The organism is Pseudomonas sp. gcc21 (assembly GCF_012844345.1).
Classification (GTDB): Bacteria; Pseudomonadota; Gammaproteobacteria; order Pseudomonadales; family Pseudomonadaceae; genus Halopseudomonas.
Map to the genome: position 1 here is coordinate 2,349,137 of NZ_CP051625.1, position 17,824 is coordinate 2,366,960.

A 17,824-nucleotide genomic window follows, 5' to 3' on the forward strand; every position below is an offset into this window, starting at 1 on the left:
CGATAGTCATCGAAAGGCTTCCTAAGCTCGTTCGGTGTGCCACATCGGGGTCTGCTACACTGACCTGCCTTTTCCAGCAGGTCATTGTTCCGTGAATTCCAGTTCCTTTTCCACGCTGTCTCTTCCCCCTGCCCTGCTCGCGACGCTCGACCATCTAGGCTACGAGCACATGACACCCGTTCAGCAACAGGCTTTGCCGATTATCTTGTCCGGCAGTGATCTCATTGCACGATCACGAACCGGTAGCGGCAAGACCGCGGCCTTCGGAATCGGTCTGCTGACGCCCCTGAATCCCGCATTCTTTGGTTGCCAGGCGCTGGTTCTGGCTCCGACGCGTGAGCTGGCAGGCCAGACTGCTACTGCGCTGCGCACGCTAGCGCGCGGCTTGCCCAACATCAAGATCATCACCCTGTGCGGTGGGACACCGTTCGGCCCGCAGGCCGCGTCGCTTGAGCAGGGTGCGCATGTGATAGTAGGCACACCGGGTCGAATCAAGGACCACCTGGACCGTGGCACACTGGCCCTGAAGGATCTTAACTGCCTGGTGCTCGATGAAGCCGACCGCATGCTGGATATGGGCTTTCTCGAACCGATCAGTGAGATCATCAGCAAAACGCCGCAGCGCCGACAGACATTGCTGTTTTCTGCAACCTACCCGCCAGGAATAGAAGCGCTCGCCGGGCGCTTCATGCGGGACCCTGCAACCGTCACCATCGAAGATGCCAGTCCGGTCAACCCGATCGTCCAACGCTTCTACGAAGTCCAGCCGGAGGATCGCCTGCAGGCGGTGCTACGTCTGCTTGCGCAGGAGCGTCCACAGCCGTGCATTGCTTTCTGCCACACCCGTCAGCAATGCCAAGCGTTGCAGCAGATACTGTCTTCCAATGGCGTCAGTGCCCAGGCTCTGCACGGCGATATGGAACAGCGTGAGCGGGATCAAGTGCTGGCCCTGTTCGCCAATCAAAGCTGCAGCGTGCTGGTTGCGACGGATGTTGCCGCGCGAGGTATCGATATTGAAGGTGTGGCGGCAGTCATCAATGTCGAGTTGTCCCCCGATCCGGCAGTGCATACCCACCGCATCGGCCGTAGCGGCCGTGCCGGTCAGTCCGGACTGGCCCTTAGCCTGGTGGCCCCGGCAGAACAAGGCCGTGCCCGCTCCATTGAGAAGACCGCAAGTGAACCGCTGGCCTGGCATTCACTGGACAAGCTCCCGGAACGACTGGATCGCCCGTTGCTGCCGCCGATGCGCACGGTAGCCGTTGCTGGCGGCCGGAAAGATAAGCTGCGCCCGGGGGATCTTCTCGGGGCGCTGACTGGCGAAGCCGGTCTACCCGCTGACGCCATCGGCAAAATCAGTATCAGTGATTTTCAGGCGCTGGTAGCCATCCGCTGGGACCTGGCCAAAACAGCACTAGAGCGCCTGGAAGAAGGCAAAATCAAGGGACGCCGGTTCAAGGTGCGGCTGTTCTGATCACTCTCAATTCAACTGGAAGACATAAGTGACCACAAATCAGGCGCTGATTTTCGCGATCCTCGGCATCACTATTTGCCTGTTCATCTGGGGACGCTGGCGACACGACGTCGTCGCTCTGGCAGCACTGTTGGCATGCGTTATTACTGGGCTGACACCCAGTGCAGGCGCCTTCAGTGGCTTCGGCAATCCGGCTGTGATCACGGTCGCGGCGGTGCTGGTGCTCAGCTATGGCTTGCAAAGCACCGGCGCGGTTGAGGCCATGGCGCAGCGAATTCTGCCTAAACGGGGAAATCCGCTTGTCAGCCAAGGTGCCCTTGTCCTGCTTGGCGCTCTGCTTTCCGCTTTCATGAACAATGTCGGGGCGATGGCGTTGACTATGCCAATCGCCATTCAGTTGGCGGCCCGGCAAAACATACCACCCGGCAAGATCCTCATGCCCCTGGCTTTCGGGACCATTCTTGGCGGCATGACCACGCTGATCGGGACGCCCCCCAACCTGATTGTTGCCGGGTTTCGCGAGTCTACCGGCAATAGCAGCTTCGCCATGTTCGACTTCGCGCCCGTTGGCGTCACAGTGGCACTTTGTGGGGTGATATTTTCCGTTCTGGCTGCACGGTGGCTGGTCCCTGCTCGCACTCAAGCCAGCGAACAAGGTTTCGATACCGGCACCTACCTCACCGAGGTAAAGATAAGCGCCGATGCCAAAGCGGTCGGGCGCACCATCCGCGACATCGAAGCCCGTCTGGATGAGTTTGACGCGCAGATCGTCGGCCTGGTACGCGACGATTACCGCGTCACCGCGCCCTACCCCGGTCGCATGCTCAGGGCCGGGGATATCCTGGTCATCGAAGCGGAACCGGAAGAACTGGGTGCCACGCTGACCCGGCTCGGGCTCAAACTCGAAGAAGCAGTACCCACGGACAAGGATGCACCGGAAGAAGAGCCCGACGAGCAGGCCATGGAGGCCTCCTCCGAATCCAAACCTCCGCCCGAGCCGGAGGTGACAGCGCACAGCCAGGCCAAATCTGACGATCCCGACACAGAGACGAGCGAGCCGGAGGAGAATGAGGAGGAGAGCAAGCCGCGCCACCATGCAGATGAGATCGTACTACGGGAGTTGGTAATCCATCCCGGCTCACCTCTGATCGGGCACAGTGCGTCCGACATGCAGATCCGCAGCCGGTACAGCATCAATCTGCTGGCCATTTCGCGGAAGGGCCACCGCTCGATCCGTCGCCTACGCTCGACCATGCTGGAGGCAGGCGATGTACTACTGATGCAGGGCGTTCCTGAGTCGGTGCGCACCTTCGCCACCGAGCACCACTGCATTCCCCTGGCCCAGCGGGAAATCCTCATCCCCGACACCCGCAAGGCATATACCGCTGTCGCTCTCATGATGTGCTCTGTACTACTTGCAGCGTTTGGGATCCTGTCCGCCGAGATCGCCTTTGCCGCCGGCGTACTCGGTTACATGCTGACCAAAGTGGTTCCGTTGAAGCGCATCTACGACGCCGTTGACTGGCCCATCATCGTATTACTGGGAGCGCTGTTTCCGCTGGCTGGTGCTATGGCTGCGACCGGCGCGGCTGATCTGCTGGCCAAGAACATCCTTGAGTATCTCGCACAGGACAACCCTATCGCGGCGTTGACACTGATACTGATCATATCCATGACGCTGTCTGATTTCATGAATAATGCCGCGACCGCAGCATTGATGTGCCCGATTTCTCTAAGCATCGCCCAGCAGCTGCAAGTAAATCCCGACAGTATGCTGATGGCCGTAGCCATTGGCGCATCTTGCGCCTTTATCACTCCGATAGGGCATCAGAACAATACGCTGATCCTGGGTCCCGGCGGGTTCCGTTTCGGAGACTATTGGCGGTTGGGGCTGCCGCTGGAAATCCTGGTTGTATTAATCAGCGTACCGATGCTGCTGGTCATCTGGCCGCTTTGAAACGTTACTCACGGGCCTTGCTGACCGCTCTGCACTGCTTAGAACTCGAGGCAGATCTTGCCGAAATGCTTACCGCTTTCCTGATGACGGAATGCATCGGCGATTTCACCCAGCGCAAAGCTACGATCAATTACCGGCCGTATTTCGATGGCGTCTAGCGCGCGGACCATGTCCAGCTGGTGACGCCGGCTGCCAACAGTAATTCCCTGAATGCGTGCCTGGCGGTACATCATTTCGGCGGTTGGCACGTCACCGGCCATACCGGTCAACACGCCGATAAGCGCAATGTGGCCACCCACACGTACGGCCTTGATCGACTGGGGCAGCGAGCCCGGGCCGCCTATCTCGACGATGATGTCCGCACCGCGTCCGCCAGTTATTTCCCGAACCTGCTCACCCCAGTTTTTCTCGGTCCTGTAATTGAGCACGTGGCTGGCACCCATCGTTTTGAGCCGCTGCATCTTTTCCTCGGACGAAGACGTAGCAACGACCTGCGCACCCATCGCTCTAGCCATCTGCAACGCGCAGATTGAAACGCCGCCGGTACCCATTACCAGTACGGTGTCGCCGGCCTTGATGCCACCATCAACCACTAGCGCCCGCCATGCAGTCAGTCCTGCGGTAGGCAACGTTGCGGCTTCGCTGTGGCTGTACCCCTCCGGCGCAGGCGTAAACCAGCTAGCGGGTGTGACCGCGACCTCCCTTGCGTAACCATCCATTCCATCGCCTGGCACGCCTCTGGAAAACCCATCAACCGGCCCGCCTTCCTGCCACCATGGAAAGAAACACGAGATCACCTTATCCCCGGCTTTGAATTCCTCAACGCCCTCCCCGACTGCCTCGACTACGCCAGCCGCGTCAGCCATGGGAATACGGTTGTCATCGTTCGGAATCTTGCCTGCTACCACAAGATAATCATGAAAATTCAAAGAACTGGCATGGATCCGCACGCGAATCTCTCCCCGACTCGGTTGGCCAGGATCATCGAGCTCAACCAGCTGTAACCGATCAAGACCACCGGGGGCTTTCAACTGTATCGCCTTCATTCGTAACTCCTAAACAAGCATGCGTGACGCATTGAGCCTAGCAGTTACGTGGGTGTTAGTGGGTTAGAGCGTGTTGCCAGGACTATCCGCTGCGATTTGCTTGAATAAATACGCGCGCAGAAACCCCGAATGAGCACCAGCCCCATCAGCGAACACAGACTGATTCCCCCCTTGGTCAAAAGGGGGGTTAGGGGGGATTTGACCGCTGCGATCGTGCTGGCCGGTCCCAGCCAGTCGCCCACCGCCTGCCAGGATTACGCAGGACGCCGTTAACCCATCCCTGGGGGCTTGACGAAAACATCCCTGTTTTCGACACCTGCTCCACCCTGACAGTCGGCAGGCTTGATCCGGCATCGGCATGACGCAGAGATTGAAATCAATTGTGGGGGTTCTGTCCGGCGACTCAAATCTAACCTGCGGAGCGAGACGACAGGGTTGCGATGACCGTTCGATGAAATGGATGTCATCGCCGAGCTTGCAGGGACGTACTCGCAGCGTGTCAGCGCAGCCCTGTCGCCTCGCGGAAGCTGACTTGGGACCACAACTCAACGCGCGATTGATCAGCGCGCCTTGGTTCTGGTCGCGTTGAAACGCTGGCGTAGCGCAGGCGCGCCGCCCCAGGTTCAAGCACTTGGGCTGCAGGATCTGGCGACTTTCAGCGGTTGAACTGATATCACAATGCCCATATAGTTCAAGGCACAGCTCAAGTAGTACAAGCCAAGGAAGAATAGGGGATCGCTATGGAGAACAACAAACCGCTTAGCTGGATATCTTTTGCACTGATCCTGCCCTGCCTGCCGGCAGCTGCCAACGCCGACTCCATAGCTGATCCTTCGCCGGCTGAATTCATGCAGCTGGGCAACCCGTTTCTGCTGATCAGCGTGGGGCTTTTGTTACTCGCTGTGATTCTTGGTTGGCTTTGCATGCGGCTCAAACATCAGAACATGCGGAACCAGAGCTCTACGATATCCGCGTTGAGCGCGATGCGCGCATTGGTTGGAGAGCTGCAGCAAAACGAGGCGGCCTTGCGAGACCAGCTGATCGAACAAACCGCTGAGCTAGCTCAGATCAAAGCCCACCCAGGACAACTGACCCTGAAGGCTTCAGTGACTCCGCTAGCAAAACGCTCGGCACAGTAAGGAAACAGGGTGCTGCGAGGCCGCTGCACCCTGACGTTGTTAATCGCGAAAGATCCGCAGAACCTTGCCTTCCGGATCATCTGTCAGCAGGTAAATGGAACCGTCCGGTGCTGTTTGGACATCCCGCATACGCTCGTTTAGCTCCATGAACAGGGGTTCCTGAGCCACCTCCTCGGTACCATTCAGCACAACCCGGCGCACCTGCCTGGCGGCGAGCGCGGAAATTAACAGGCTCCCGTTCCACTCCGGAAACATTTCGCCGTTATACAAGGACATCCCCGCCGGCGCGATGGACGGAGTCCAGTGAAGTAGCGGTTGCTCCAACCCTTCCCCTTCAGTATGGGGGCTGATCACGGCACCGCTGTAATCAACACCGTAGGTTATCTTCGGCCAGCCGTAATTCTTGCCCGGCTGCAGTACGTTTATCTCGTCACCACCCTTGGCACCATGCTCATGGCTGATCAACCTCTGGTTGGCCGTGTCGTACACCATGCCCTGCACGTTGCGATTACCCAAGGTATACAACTCTGGCGCAGCGTTGGGGTCGTCCACGAAGGGGTTGTTTCCAGGCACCGTCCCATCGCGGTTAATACGTACGGTCGAGCCGAGATGATTGGCCGGGTTCTGCGCTTCTTCGCGATGGATGAACGCATCGCCAAGTCCCAGCACCAGAGTGTTATCAGGCAAGAAGGCGAGACGGCCGCCGTAGTGTGCGCCCCCGCGCTTGGCCGGCTGGGCGCGAAAGATTTCGTTTACCTCGACCAGGCTATTGTCCTGCAACGTCGCACTCGCAAGGCAGGTGTTGTTGGCCGCTTCGGTGCCGCAGGCATAGCTGAGGAATAATCGCCCGTTGGATGCATATTCCGGATCCAGGGCAACTTCGAACAACCCTGCCTGACTCTGCACAAAAACCTCGGGGACACCGGCCACCGGCTCCTCACGCAGCGAACCATCAGCCTCGATCACTCGCAGCCGACCCGCCCGCTCTGTGACCAGCATGCGGCCATCCGGCAGAAACGCCAGTGACCAGGGATGTTCGAGATTGCGTGCAACAATCTCAACCTGATATTCCTCAGCGTGAGCGCCAAGTGAAGCAGCCACGGCAACAGCCGCTAGCAGATACTTGTGCTTATTGATCATCGCATCGCTCTCCGTGAAATCTTCCCACTAGCCTAGTACCCGCAGGCCCCGCCGCGTGCGCGGGCGCACCAATCGGCCGAACAGGGCACTGCCGACACCGACCGCTGCCATCATGGAGAGCGTGCCGGGCAATTCGCGGTTTGCTGCAATAAATACAGGAGGCGGTGCGTACCAGTTGACCGCCTGGAAGGCGACCCAGAGGCCGACCGCGCCGGCAAGGAAATACACCACCAGGCGCCATGGTTTGAGGATGCGAGCCACACCTTCGGCCACAGGCAAAGCGCAGACAAACGTCGCCAGCACGATCACCGCCATCAGAGGCGTAAAGTTAGCCAAATCCTTGAGGGTTGAGTCGATACGATCGGCGGGCAGGATGTCCGTACCCAGTTTCTGCAATTCATAAAGATTGAACTGCGTCTGCACAAGGGTAGCCAGCACTACGGCTACCACGACCGCCAGAATAAAAAACAGAATGACCCGCAATACCGAAATCAGTGACATGCATTCCTTCCTGTCTATAACCGTCATGCCGTCCCTGCAGGCAAGATCGCCGCCAGACGGCACCTACCCTTCAGGGCAGATCCGGCAGATTCCGCAAGGCCTGTTCATAGGCCTCGTTATCAAAAGGTTTATCTTCGTTGAACATTTCACCGATCTGAAACGCCAGCACATGGGCCATCAGATCAATGCTGTCTTCGCGGCTGTAGCCAACCAGCATCAGCTTGTTCAAGGTCGCCTGAGCCGCTTCGGGCTTGTTATCTGCGAGCTGGTTCTCGATTGCTTCGCGCAGCCCTGCACGTGCGATAGCTTCATCGTCGTCGTTATCGAGACTGTCGTCATCAATCTGATCCATGGCAATCTCCACAGCGTGTCGGGGGCAGCGGAGCGCCCCCTTACAGGGCGTTAGTTGATCTTCGGATCCAGCTCACCGCTGAGGTAGCGCTGATGCATGTCGTCCAGCGAGATCGGCTTGATTTTCGATGCATTACCGGCCGTACCGAACGCCTCGTAGCGATCGATACAGATATCGCGCATCGCTTCGACTGTCTTCGCCAGATATTTGCGCGGATCAAACTCGCTGGGGTTCTCCGCCAGGAAGCGGCGGACCGCACCGGTAGATGCCAGACGCAAATCGGTATCAATGTTCACTTTGCGCACGCCGTAACGGATGCCTTCAACGATCTCTTCAACCGGCACACCGTAAGTCTCGGAGATATTGCCGCCATGCTCGTTGATGATCTGCAACCACTCCTGCGGGACCGAAGACGACCCGTGCATTACCAAGTGCGTGTTGGGAATGCGCGCATGAATCGCCTTGATGCGGTCGATCGCCAGAATATCGCCTGTCGGCGGGCGGGTGAACTTGTAGGCACCGTGGCTGGTGCCGATGGCGATAGCCAGCGCATCCACATGAGTCTTGTTGACGAAATCGGCAGCCTCTTCCGGATCGGTGAGCATTTGCGCGTGATCAAGGATGCCCTCGGCGCCAATGCCGTCTTCTTCGCCGGCCTGCCCGGTTTCCAGGCTGCCCAGGCAACCCAGCTCGCCTTCGACGGACACACCACAGGAATGGGCCATATCCACTGTGTGGCGCGTGACGTTGACGTTGTATTCGTAATCGGTAGGCGTCTTACCATCTTCGCCCAACGAGCCGTCCATCATCACAGAGGAGAAGCCAAGCTGGATCGAGCGCTGGCAAACGGCCGGGCTGGTGCCGTGATCCTGGTGCATACACACAGGGATATGCGGAAACTCCTCGATTGCGGCAAGGATCAGGTGGCGCAGGAAGGGCGCACCGGCATATTTACGCGCACCGGCCGACGCCTGAACGATGACCGGGGAATCGGTCTTGCTTGCCGCTTCCAGGATCGCGCGCATCTGTTCCAGGTTGTTGACGTTGAATGCTGGCACGCCGTAGCCGTATTCCGCGGCGTGGTCGAGCAGCTGACGCATGCTGATAAGAGCCATCTGTTATCTCCGGTAAGTAATATTCAGAATTCTGGTAGCTAGCCTGCCGCAGAGGGCAGCAGGCTGCAAGTTACTGGCGCAAAGGTTGCCGCAGGCATTGCCGAGCCTGCGCCCAACTGAAGACGAAGGCAGCACGCCTCCATTGCCGCACGGCTGATTGATCAGACCGTGGCCTTGCGCTGTTCGAGGATTTCCACAGCAGGCAGGGTCTTGCCTTCGACAAACTCCAGGAAAGCGCCGCCACCGGTGGAGATATAGGAAATCTGTTTGGCTACATCGTACTTGTCGATCGCAGCCAGGGTGTCACCGCCGCCGGCAATGGAAAACGCCGGGCTTTCTGCAATAGCCTTGGCGAGAACGCGGGTGCCTTCGCCAAACTGATCGAACTCGAACACGCCCACCGGACCGTTCCACAAGATAGTGCCTGATGACTTGAGCAGCTCGGCAAACTGGGCAGCGGTCTTTGGACCGATATCCAGGATCATGTCATCCTCGGCCACGTCCTCAACCGCTTTGATAGCGGCCTCGGCATCTTCAGCAAATGCCTTGGCAACCACTACATCCACAGGCAATGGCACGCTCACCTTGGCAGCAATCGCCTTGGCGGTATCAACCAGATCCGCTTCGTACAGGGATTTGCCTACCGGGAATCCCGCGGCAGCCAGGAAGGTGTTGGCAATACCGCCACCCACGATCAGCTGATCACACTTGTCGGAAAGCGCAGTAAGCACGTCGAGTTTGGTGGATACCTTGGAGCCAGCAACGATGGCTACCATGGGGCGGGCCGGCTCCAGGAGCGCCTTTGCCAACGCCTCCAGCTCGGCAGACAACAGCGGACCGGCGCAGATCACCGGAGCGAACTTGGCTACGCCATGGGTTGAGCCCTGCGCGCGGTGAGCGGTGCCAAAGGCATCCATCACGAATACGTCACACAGCGCGGCATACGCCTGTGCCAGCTCATCGTCGTTCTTCTTCTCGCCCTTGTTGAAGCGAACGTTTTCCAGCAACACTACATTACCGGGCTCAACCTGGCAGCCGGCCAGATAATCACGCACCAGCGGGACCTCACGGCCCAATGCCTTGCTCAGGTATTCAGCGACGGGCGCCAGACTGTTCTCTTCGCTGAACACACCCTCTTCAGGGCGGCCGAGGTGTGAGCAGACCATGACCGCTGCGCCTTTTTCCAGCGCCAGCCGGATAGTCGGCAAAGCTGCCTGGATACGCGCATCGCTCTTGATAACACCATCCTTGACCGGTACGTTGAGGTCTTCACGGATCAATACACGCTGGTCCTTAAGGTCCAGCTCGCTCATGGTCAAAACGCTCATGTGTGCTCCTTGTTGAATAAATGAGAAACCGCAATCCCTGAATGGGCATCTTGATTGGGTGTGAAAACAGCTTTATGCGGGTCGCTGTATCCGGACCGTCAAAGCCCTCTCAAGTTCCCCTGACCTGTGCAGGCGCATCAACCTTACCGAGCCAATGGCCGGCGGTATCCAGCATCCGATTGGCAAATCCCCACTCGTTATCAAACCAGACCAGCAAATTGACCATGCGCGGACCCGATACCCGCGTCTGGCTACCATCGACAACCGCCGAGTGCGGATCATGGTTGAAATCACAGCTGGCGTGCGGAAATTCGGTGTAATCCAGCAACCCTTTGAGCGAACCGGCCGCAGCGCCGCGCAGCAGGCTGTTTATCTCGTCGGTGCTGGTATCACGGGACATCTGCAGCGTCATATCCAGCGCCGACACGTTAAGGGTCGGTACGCGAATAGCCTTGGCTTGCACGCGTCCGGTGAGCTCCGGCAAAAGCCGCTCTATACCCCGCGCCAGGCCGGTGGATACCGGAATCATCGACTGAAAGGCAGACCGCGTGCGGCGAAGATCATTATGGTGATAGGCATCAATGACCGGCTGATCATTCATGGCGGAGTGGATGGTAGTGATGGAACCGAACTCGAGACCGACCTGCTCGTTGAGCAGTTTGAGCACGGGCACGCTGCAATTGGTGGTGCAGGAGGCGTTGGACACCAGACGCATGTCGCCATTCAACTGATGATGATTGACGCCATAGACCAGCGTGGCGTCCACCGCTTCCGCGTTCGCCATTGGCTGCGAGAACAATACCCGCGGTGCGCCTGCGCGCAGAAAGCGCTCGGCATCCGCCCGCTCGGTGTACTGACCTGAACATTCCACCAGCAGATCGATGTTCAGAGCCGCCCAGTCGATATCCTCCGGGCGCGCGGCGCTGAGCACCTTCGCGCAGTGCCCATTGATATGCAGGCAATCCCCTTCGACGCGCACCTCGCCGGGGAACCGGCCATGGGTTGAATCGAAACGCGTCAGATATTCGATGCTGGCCTGATCGGCCAGATCGTTCAGCGCAACGATCTGCATGCCGCTGTCGCCACGCTCGTGCAATGCACGCAGAACGCAGCGACCAATACGGCCATAACCATTGATGGCTATGCGATAAGGCGAAGAAGCGGACATTCCCGCTCAGTCTTCCAGCAGCTCGTCGGCCGCCAGCAGAATGTTCTCCACGGTGAAGCCGAACTCCTCGAACAGTGCGGCCGCGGGGGCGGACTCACCGAAGGTATTGATGCCGATCACGCGACCATCCAGACCCACGTACTTGTACCAGAAGTCGCCATGTCCGGCTTCGATGGCAATCCGGGCTCCCACTTCCAACGGCAGCACCTTCTGCTTGTACTCGGCATCCTGCTGATCGAATACGCTGGTACAGGGCATGGAGACCACGCGGATCTTGTGACCGCGGCGGGTGAGTTCTTCATGCGCCTGCATTGCCAGACCAACTTCAGAGCCGGTGGCGATCAGGATCAGCTCAGGCTCGCCTTCGCAGCCCTTGAGGATATAGCCACCGCGGGCGATGGACGATTCGGTCTCGTTGTCGCGGATGTGGTAAGGCAGATTCTGACGCGAGAAAATCAACGCGCTCGGACCATCCTTACGCTGGACAGCGGACTTCCAGGCGACCGCCGATTCGACTGTATCAGCCGGACGCCAGGTATCCAGATTCGGCGTGGTGCGCAAGCTGGTCAGCTGCTCGACCGGCTGGTGCGTCGGACCGTCTTCGCCCAGACCGATGGAGTCGTGGGTGAATACATATATGACGCGGGTCTTCATCAGCGCGGACATCCGCACCGCGTTGCGGGCATATTCCATGAACATCAGGAAGGTTGCGCCATAGGGCACCAGGCCACCGTGCAGAGCGACGCCGTTCATGATCGCGCTCATGCCGAATTCACGCACCCCGTAGTACATGTAGTTGCCGGAAGCGTCTTCCTTCACGACTGGCTTGGCGCCTTTCCAGAGCGTGAGATTGGAACCCGCGAGATCCGCCGAGCCACCCAGCAGTTCAGGCAACAGCGGACCAAAAGCGTTCAGGCAGTTCTGACTGGCCTTGCGGCTGGCGATGTTCTCGCCCTTGGTCGCTACGTCGCGGATGAATGCCGACGCGTTCTGCTCGAAATCAGCCGGCAGCTCGCCAGCCATGCGCCGCACGAACTCAGCAGCCAGCTCAGGGAATTGCGCCTGGTAGGCAGCAAAACGCTGATCCCACTCGGCTTCGGCCTTGGCGCCGGCTTCCCGGGCGTTCCACTCTGCGTAGATATCTTCGGGCACTTCGAAGGGCCCATGTTTCCAGCCAAGCTTCTCACGGGTCAACGCGATTTCGTCATCACCCAGCGCAGCGCCATGGGAGGACTCCTTGCCCTGCTTGTTCGGTGAGCCAAAGCCGATAATAGTTTTGCAGCAGATCAGAGTGGGCTTGTCGCCCTTGCGCGCCGTCTCGATTGCGGTGCGAATCTCTTCGGCGTCATGGCCGTCGACATTGCGGATGACCTGCCAACCGTAGGATTCAAAACGCTTGGGTGTATCGTCGGTGAACCAGCCGTGGACCTCACCGTCGATCGAGATGCCATTATCGTCATAGAAACCGATCAGCTTGTTCAGTCCGAGTGTGCCGGCCAGAGAGCAGACTTCATGGGAGATGCCTTCCATCAGGCAGCCGTCGCCCATGAACACGTAGGTATTGTGATCAACAATCGCATGGCCGGGCTGGTTGAACTGCGCTGCCATGATTTTCTCTGCGAGAGCGAAACCTACTGCGTTGGCCAGCCCTTGCCCCAGCGGGCCGGTGGTGGTCTCAACGCCGGGGGTGTAGCCGTACTCCGGGTGGCCAGGTGTCTTGCTATGCAGCTGGCGGAAGTCTTTCAGGTCATCAATAGACAGGTCATAGCCCGTCAGATGCAGCAGTGAGTAGATCAACATGGAACCGTGACCATTGGACAGCACGAAGCGGTCGCGGTCGGCCCAGCCCGGATTGGCCGGATTGTGTTTCATGTAGTCGCGCCATAGCACTTCGGCTATGTCCGCCATGCCCATCGGGGCACCAGGGTGGCCGCTGTTGGCTTTCTGCACAGCATCCATGCTGAGGGCACGAATGGCATTGGCTCGTTCACGACGGCTGGGCATGGAAAACTCCTGTGGCTTGCATAACGAAGAGATGGCCGCACGGCACGACCAGTAATTGAGCCGCGCATTTTCGCGCAAACCGCGCGTGGCGGCAACGAAAACCCCGAAAACAGCGGCGGTGCCCGACGCGCGCACCGCCGCACACCTATATCAAAAAGTTTTGATATAGCAATTGCAGTCTCCTCGATGCGCAACTACACTGCGCCCCATGAATCAGATTGCCCGCCTCGCTGCGCCCGACAGCCCGACCGAATCCCTGGCCGCCTTTTGCAAGGCAACCGGCGATGTGTTGCGCCTGGATATCCTGCGGGTTTTGCGCAACGACTCGTTTGGCGTTCTGGAGCTGGCGCAGATTTTCGATATGCGCCAGTCCGGCATGAGTCATCATCTGAAGGTACTGGCGGGCGCGGGATTGGTCAGCACCCGACGCGAAGGCAATTCGATCTTCTACCGACGCAGCCTGCCCGCGGCAGACAGCTTGTGGCGCGCCGTGCATGAGCAGCTTCTCTGCGGGCTCGACGCACTGCCGCTGGATAACCAGCTGGACGCGGCCATCGCAGCGGTACACAGACAACGCGCTGAAGTATCGCGCCAGTTCTTCGCCCGCTTTGCTGACGGCACCCCGGCGCAGCAGGACCTGATTGCGCATTTCGGTATGTATCGCGAACCTCTGCTCAGCCTGATCGACAGTCTGAATTTGCCAGCCCGTGCGCTCGCGATTGAGGTGGGTCCGGGTGAAGGTGGTTTCCTGCCTGATCTGTCGAGCCGCTTCGAACGCGTGCTGGGGCTCGACAATGCCCCGGCCATGCTCGATCGGGCCCGCCAGCAATGCGCCGAAGCGGGACTGGATAATGTCGAATGTCTGCTCGCCGATGTGCTGGAACCCCAAGCACTGCCGCCGGCTGATTGTCTGGTCAGCAATATGGTTCTGCACCACCTGCCTGCGCCAGCCGATGCGCTGCGATGCTTCGCGGCGCTGCTCAAGCCCGGCGGCAGCCTCGTATTGACTGAGCTATGCAGACACGACCAGAGCTGGGTGCGTGAAACCTGTGGCGACCTGTGGTTCGGCTTCGATCAGGAAGACCTCAACCGCTGGGCTGCCGACGCCGGGCTGGAGCCGGGGGCCAATCTGTACATTGGTCTGCGCAACGGCTTCCAGCTTCAGGTGCAGCAATTTGCCAAACCCCATTCTTCGAACAGTAACGTCAACCCAAGGACTGCGCCATGAGCGACTACTCGATTTTCACTTCTGAATCCGTCTCGGAAGGCCATCCGGACAAACTGGCTGATCAGATCTCCGACGCTGTGCTGGACGCCATCATCAGCGAAGACAAATACGCGCGGGTGGCGTGCGAAACCATGGTCAAGACCGGTGTGGCGATCGTCGGCGGTGAAATCACCACCAGCGCCTGGGTTGACCTGGAAGACCTGGTCCGCAGCGTGATCAAGGACGTGGGCTACACCTCCTCCGAGGTCGGTTATGACGCGGAGACCTGCGGTGTCATCAATATCATCGGCAAGCAGTCACCCGATATTGCACAGGGCGTCGACCGCCAGAAGCCTGAAGACCAGGGTGCCGGCGATCAGGGTCTGATGTTCGGCTACGCCAGCAACGAGACCGACGTGCTGATGCCTGCACCGGTGACCTTTGCTCACCGTCTGGTCGAGCGCCAGGCAGAGGTGCGTAAGAACGGCACGCTGAACTGGCTGCGCCCCGATGCGAAATCCCAGGTCACCTGCCGCTATGACAACGGCAAGGTCGTGGGTATTGACGCGATCGTCCTGTCCACCCAGCACAATCCCGAAATCGAACAGGCTGACCTGCGCGAAGCGGTGATGGAAACCATCGTCAAGCACGTGATTCCAGCGGAGCTGCTGCACGCGGACACCCAATACCACATCAACCCGACCGGCAAGTTCGTGATTGGCGGCCCGGTAGGTGATTGTGGTCTGACCGGCCGCAAGATCATCGTTGACACTTACGGCGGCATGGCTCGCCACGGTGGCGGCGCGTTTTCCGGCAAGGATCCGTCCAAGGTCGACCGCAGCGCCGCGTACGCCGGCCGCTATGTCGCGAAGAACATCGTCGCCGCCGGCCTGGCCGAGCGTTGCGAAATTCAGGTGTCCTACGCCATCGGCGTGGCACAACCGACGTCTGTCTCGATCAACACCTTCGGTACCGGCAAGATCAGCGACGACAAGATCATCCAGCTGGTCCGTGCGCATTTCGATCTGCGCCCCTATGCGATTACCCGCATGCTGGACCTGTTGCACCCGATGTATCGCGCTACCGCGGCTTACGGGCACTTCGGTCGGACACCTTTTGAAATGACAGTCAAGGGCGACACCTTCACTGCCTTCCCCTGGGAGAAGACAGATCTGGCGGACACCTTGAAAGCGGAAGCGGGACTCTAGGACAGGAACTGGCGCGCTGCGAAACGCAGCACGCCGAGGTCAGCGCCTAACGGCGGAAATCATCGTGACAGGCTTTGCAGGATTGCTGTACGGCGCGCAGCGGGTCCCGGACTTTTTCCGGATCCTCTGCGCCCTCTTCAACGGCCGCCACAAGCATGGCGCTGGCGTTCTGGAAGTCTTCGACCCGCAGAGAAAAGGCCAGCGGTTCGGACCAGATTTCCGGCAGGGCATCGGTCGGCTGGGTTGAATCGCCTGGTTCAGGGAAGTGCTCCCAGGGCGCGTCCGCGATGGCATCAAGCTGGCGCGCATGCTCAGCAAAGACTTCTGCATCATAGGGCAGGCGGTCGCTGAACATGCCGCCCATGGGCTCGCTGTGGTGGAGCATCTGCTTGAACAGGGCCTGGCGCTTGCCCTCGGGTGAATCAGGATCGACTTCTTCGGCGCAGCCGATGAGCGCAAGGGACAGCGCAACAGGTACGAATAACTTGAAGATTGGAACAGCAGGCATCGTTTTATTCCGACTTTTACATGACGGGCGCAAGTATCACCGCTCCCGCCATTCAGGCCAAGCCGACGCTGTTGCAACAGGTGTCCAGGCCAACCTTATCGACCCTCCGAGGGGCGCTGCAGCGGTCAGATGGCCGTCAGGCTCGGAGTGTGTCTCGAATGACAACCGCGCCCATTCGCTGAACACGAATGGAGTAAACGCATGAGTGCAGTAATGAACGATAAAGAATTCAACGACTATAAAGTGGCCGATATCAGCCTCGCCGACTGGGGCCGCCGCGAGATCATCATCGCCGAATCCGAAATGCCCGCACTGCTGGCGCTGCGTCGCAAATATGCCGGCGAGCAGCCTCTCAAGGGCGCAAAGATTCTGGGCTGCATTCACATGACTATCCAGACTGCCGTGCTGATCGAGACGCTCACAGCGCTGGGCGCCGAAGTACGCTGGTCTTCCTGCAACATTTTCTCCACGCAGGATCAGGCCGCTGCCGCCATCGCCGCCGCCAGCATTCCGGTTTTCGCCTGGAAAGGCGAGACCGAAGAAGAATACGAATGGTGTCTGGAGCAGACCATCCTCAAGGACGGCAAGCCATGGGACGCGAACATGGTGCTGGACGACGGCGGTGATCTGACCCAGCTGCTCCACGACAAATATCCGCAGGTGCTGGAAAAAGTACACGGTGTGACCGAAGAAACCACCACCGGCGTGCACCGTCTGCAGGACATGCTCAGGAAAGGCACGCTGAAGATCCCGGCGATCAACGTCAACGATTCCGTCACCAAGAGCAAGAACGACAACAAGTACGGTTGCCGTCACAGCCTGAACGATGCAATCAAGCGCGCCACCGATCACCTGCTGTCAGGAAAGCAGGCACTGGTCATCGGTTACGGCGACGTGGGCAAGGGTTCTGCCGCATCGCTGCGCCAGGAAGGCATGATCGTCAAGGTCAGCGAAGTCGACCCGATCTGTGCCATGCAGGCATGTATGGACGGCTATGAAGTCGTTTCCCCCTACAAGAACGGCCTCAACGAAGGCACCGACACCTGCGTTAACGCTGACCTGCTGGGCAAGATCGATCTGATCGTGACCACTACAGGCAATGCCAACGTGTGCGACGCTGCCATGCTGAAAGCGCTTAAAAAGCGTGCAGTGGTATGTAACATTGGTCACTTCGATAATGAAATCGACACCGCCTTCATGCGCAAGAACTGGGGCTGGGAAGAGGTCAAGCCGCAGGTTCACAAGATTCACCGCACCGGCAACGCTATCGATGCTGCGAACGATGACTACCTGATCCTGCTCGCCGAGGGCCGCCTGGTTAACCTGGGCAACGCTACCGGGCACCCCAGCCGCATCATGGATGGCTCCTTCGCCAACCAGGTACTGGCCCAGATCCACCTGTTCAACGAGAAATTTGCCGACCTGCCAGTCGTCGAGAAGTCCAAGAACGTTACCGTCATGGTCCTGCCGAAGAAGCTGGATGAAGAAGTGGCACTGGAGATGGTCAAGGGCTTCGGCGGCGTCATCACGCAGCTGACACCGGAACAGGCCGACTACATTGGCGTGAACCAGGAAGGACCGTTCAAGCCGGACTCCTACCGTTATTAAAACAGCGTCTAGCGGCAAGCCTGAAGCGGCAAGCAAACCGAGCGTGATGCCGGCTCTGCTTGCCGCTGGCAA

General features: G+C 59.1%; 15 protein-coding genes and 1 riboswitch. Of the genes, 6 read left to right on the forward strand and 9 right to left on the reverse strand.

All coding sequences use genetic code 11. The annotated features are described in order from the left end of the window. Window positions 1-91: 91 nt before the first annotated feature. Together dbpA and HG264_RS10870 are read left to right on the forward strand one after the other, a co-directional pair. Window positions 92-1,471 carry an ATP-dependent RNA helicase DbpA gene (dbpA, locus tag HG264_RS10865; RefSeq protein WP_169407668.1) on the forward strand — a complete coding sequence of 460 codons (1,380 nt, stop codon included), beginning with the start codon at window positions 92-94 and terminating at the stop codon, window positions 1,469-1,471. A gap of 28 nt (window positions 1,472-1,499) precedes the next feature. Beyond that, window positions 1,500-3,428: an SLC13 family permease gene (locus HG264_RS10870; protein ID WP_169407669.1), complete on the forward strand. Its 1,929-nt coding sequence runs from the start codon at window positions 1,500-1,502 to the stop codon at window positions 3,426-3,428. Window positions 3,429-3,466: 38 nt separating this feature from the next. Here the strand turns inward: HG264_RS10870 and HG264_RS10875 are convergent, their stop codons facing one another. Next, on the reverse strand, window positions 3,467-4,474 hold the full coding sequence (locus tag HG264_RS10875; protein WP_169407670.1) for an NAD(P)-dependent alcohol dehydrogenase: 1,008 nt from the start codon (window positions 4,472-4,474) through the stop codon (window positions 3,467-3,469). A gap of 740 nt (window positions 4,475-5,214) precedes the next feature. On the opposite strand from HG264_RS10875, the gene HG264_RS10880 reads away from it, so the two are divergent. Next, on the forward strand, window positions 5,215-5,613 hold the full coding sequence (locus HG264_RS10880) for a hypothetical protein (RefSeq protein ID WP_169407671.1): 399 nt from the start codon (window positions 5,215-5,217) through the stop codon (window positions 5,611-5,613). A gap of 39 nt (window positions 5,614-5,652) precedes the next feature. On the opposite strand, the gene HG264_RS10885 is transcribed toward HG264_RS10880, so the two are convergent. The 7 genes from HG264_RS10885 to tkt all read right to left on the reverse strand — a co-directional run bounded on the left by HG264_RS10885 (window position 5,653) and on the right by tkt (window position 13,221). Next, a complete protein-coding gene (locus HG264_RS10885; protein ID WP_169407672.1) occupies window positions 5,653-6,753 on the reverse strand; it encodes a PQQ-dependent sugar dehydrogenase in 1,101 nt (366 codons plus the stop codon). A 27-nt stretch (window positions 6,754-6,780) separates the two neighbouring features. Further along, window positions 6,781-7,254 (reverse strand): hypothetical protein, encoded by a 474-nt coding sequence (locus HG264_RS10890; protein WP_169407673.1) that lies wholly within the window; start codon window positions 7,252-7,254, stop codon window positions 6,781-6,783. Between the two features lie 70 nt (window positions 7,255-7,324). Then, window positions 7,325-7,606, reverse strand: coding sequence for a hypothetical protein (locus HG264_RS10895; RefSeq protein ID WP_169407674.1), 282 nt, complete (start codon window positions 7,604-7,606; stop codon window positions 7,325-7,327). Between the two features lie 50 nt (window positions 7,607-7,656). Further along, window positions 7,657-8,721, reverse strand: a complete 1,065-nt coding sequence (gene fba / locus HG264_RS10900) for a class II fructose-bisphosphate aldolase (protein ID WP_169407675.1) — start codon at window positions 8,719-8,721, stop codon at window positions 7,657-7,659. 161 nt (window positions 8,722-8,882) lie between these two features. Next, window positions 8,883-10,049, reverse strand: coding sequence for a phosphoglycerate kinase (locus HG264_RS10905; protein ID WP_169407676.1), 1,167 nt, complete (start codon window positions 10,047-10,049; stop codon window positions 8,883-8,885). A 109-nt stretch (window positions 10,050-10,158) separates the two neighbouring features. Further along, the gene (gene epd, locus HG264_RS10910; protein WP_169407677.1) at window positions 10,159-11,217 is read right to left on the reverse strand and encodes an erythrose-4-phosphate dehydrogenase; all 1,059 of its coding nucleotides are present in this window, start codon (window positions 11,215-11,217) and stop codon (window positions 10,159-10,161) included. A 6-nt stretch (window positions 11,218-11,223) separates the two neighbouring features. Next, the gene (tkt, locus tag HG264_RS10915; RefSeq protein WP_169407678.1) at window positions 11,224-13,221 is read right to left on the reverse strand and encodes a transketolase; all 1,998 of its coding nucleotides are present in this window, start codon (window positions 13,219-13,221) and stop codon (window positions 11,224-11,226) included. A 208-nt stretch (window positions 13,222-13,429) separates the two neighbouring features. Here tkt and HG264_RS10920 point away from each other — a divergent pair, with 208 nt between their 5' ends. Further along, a complete protein-coding gene (locus HG264_RS10920; protein ID WP_169407679.1) occupies window positions 13,430-14,449 on the forward strand; it encodes a metalloregulator ArsR/SmtB family transcription factor in 1,020 nt (339 codons plus the stop codon). Continuing rightward, window positions 14,446-15,636: a methionine adenosyltransferase gene (gene metK, locus HG264_RS10925; protein WP_169407680.1), complete on the forward strand. Its 1,191-nt coding sequence runs from the start codon at window positions 14,446-14,448 to the stop codon at window positions 15,634-15,636. The genes HG264_RS10920 and metK overlap by 4 nt, the downstream gene beginning before the upstream one ends. A 46-nt stretch (window positions 15,637-15,682) precedes the next feature. Here metK and HG264_RS10930 read toward each other — a convergent pair whose 3' ends face one another. Then, a complete protein-coding gene (locus tag HG264_RS10930) occupies window positions 15,683-16,144 on the reverse strand; it encodes a cytochrome c (RefSeq protein ID WP_169407681.1) in 462 nt (153 codons plus the stop codon). A gap of 102 nt (window positions 16,145-16,246) precedes the next feature. Continuing rightward, a riboswitch (S-adenosyl-L-homocysteine riboswitch) is annotated at window positions 16,247-16,324 on the forward strand. A gap of 21 nt (window positions 16,325-16,345) precedes the next feature. Here HG264_RS10930 and ahcY point away from each other — a divergent pair. Continuing rightward, on the forward strand, window positions 16,346-17,752 hold the full coding sequence (gene ahcY / locus HG264_RS10935; RefSeq protein WP_169407682.1) for an adenosylhomocysteinase: 1,407 nt from the start codon (window positions 16,346-16,348) through the stop codon (window positions 17,750-17,752). Window positions 17,753-17,824 lie beyond the last annotated feature (72 nt).

Bases quoted from the DNA above. Each gene is read 5' to 3' on its own strand.
- epd (WP_169407677.1), bottom strand. From the start codon at position 11,217: ATGTCCGCTTCTTCGCCTTATCGCATAGCCATCAATGGTTATGGCCGT.
- HG264_RS10885 (WP_169407672.1), bottom strand. From the start codon at position 6,753: ATGATCAATAAGCACAAGTATCTGCTAGCGGCTGTTGCCGTGGCTGCT.
- ahcY (WP_169407682.1), top strand. From the start codon at position 16,346: ATGAGTGCAGTAATGAACGATAAAGAATTCAACGACTATAAAGTGGCC.
- HG264_RS10920 (WP_169407679.1), top strand. From the start codon at position 13,430: ATGAATCAGATTGCCCGCCTCGCTGCGCCCGACAGCCCGACCGAATCC.
- HG264_RS10880 (WP_169407671.1), top strand. From the start codon at position 5,215: ATGGAGAACAACAAACCGCTTAGCTGGATATCTTTTGCACTGATCCTG.
- HG264_RS10875 (WP_169407670.1), bottom strand. From the start codon at position 4,474: ATGAAGGCGATACAGTTGAAAGCCCCCGGTGGTCTTGATCGGTTACAG.
- HG264_RS10905 (WP_169407676.1), bottom strand. From the start codon at position 10,049: ATGAGCGTTTTGACCATGAGCGAGCTGGACCTTAAGGACCAGCGTGTA.
- HG264_RS10895 (WP_169407674.1), bottom strand. From the start codon at position 7,606: ATGGATCAGATTGATGACGACAGTCTCGATAACGACGACGATGAAGCT.
- HG264_RS10930 (WP_169407681.1), bottom strand. From the start codon at position 16,144: ATGCCTGCTGTTCCAATCTTCAAGTTATTCGTACCTGTTGCGCTGTCC.
- fba (WP_169407675.1), bottom strand. From the start codon at position 8,721: ATGGCTCTTATCAGCATGCGTCAGCTGCTCGACCACGCCGCGGAATAC.
- tkt (WP_169407678.1), bottom strand. From the start codon at position 13,221: ATGCCCAGCCGTCGTGAACGAGCCAATGCCATTCGTGCCCTCAGCATG.
- HG264_RS10890 (WP_169407673.1), bottom strand. From the start codon at position 7,254: ATGTCACTGATTTCGGTATTGCGGGTCATTCTGTTTTTTATTCTGGCG.
- metK (WP_169407680.1), top strand. From the start codon at position 14,446: ATGAGCGACTACTCGATTTTCACTTCTGAATCCGTCTCGGAAGGCCAT.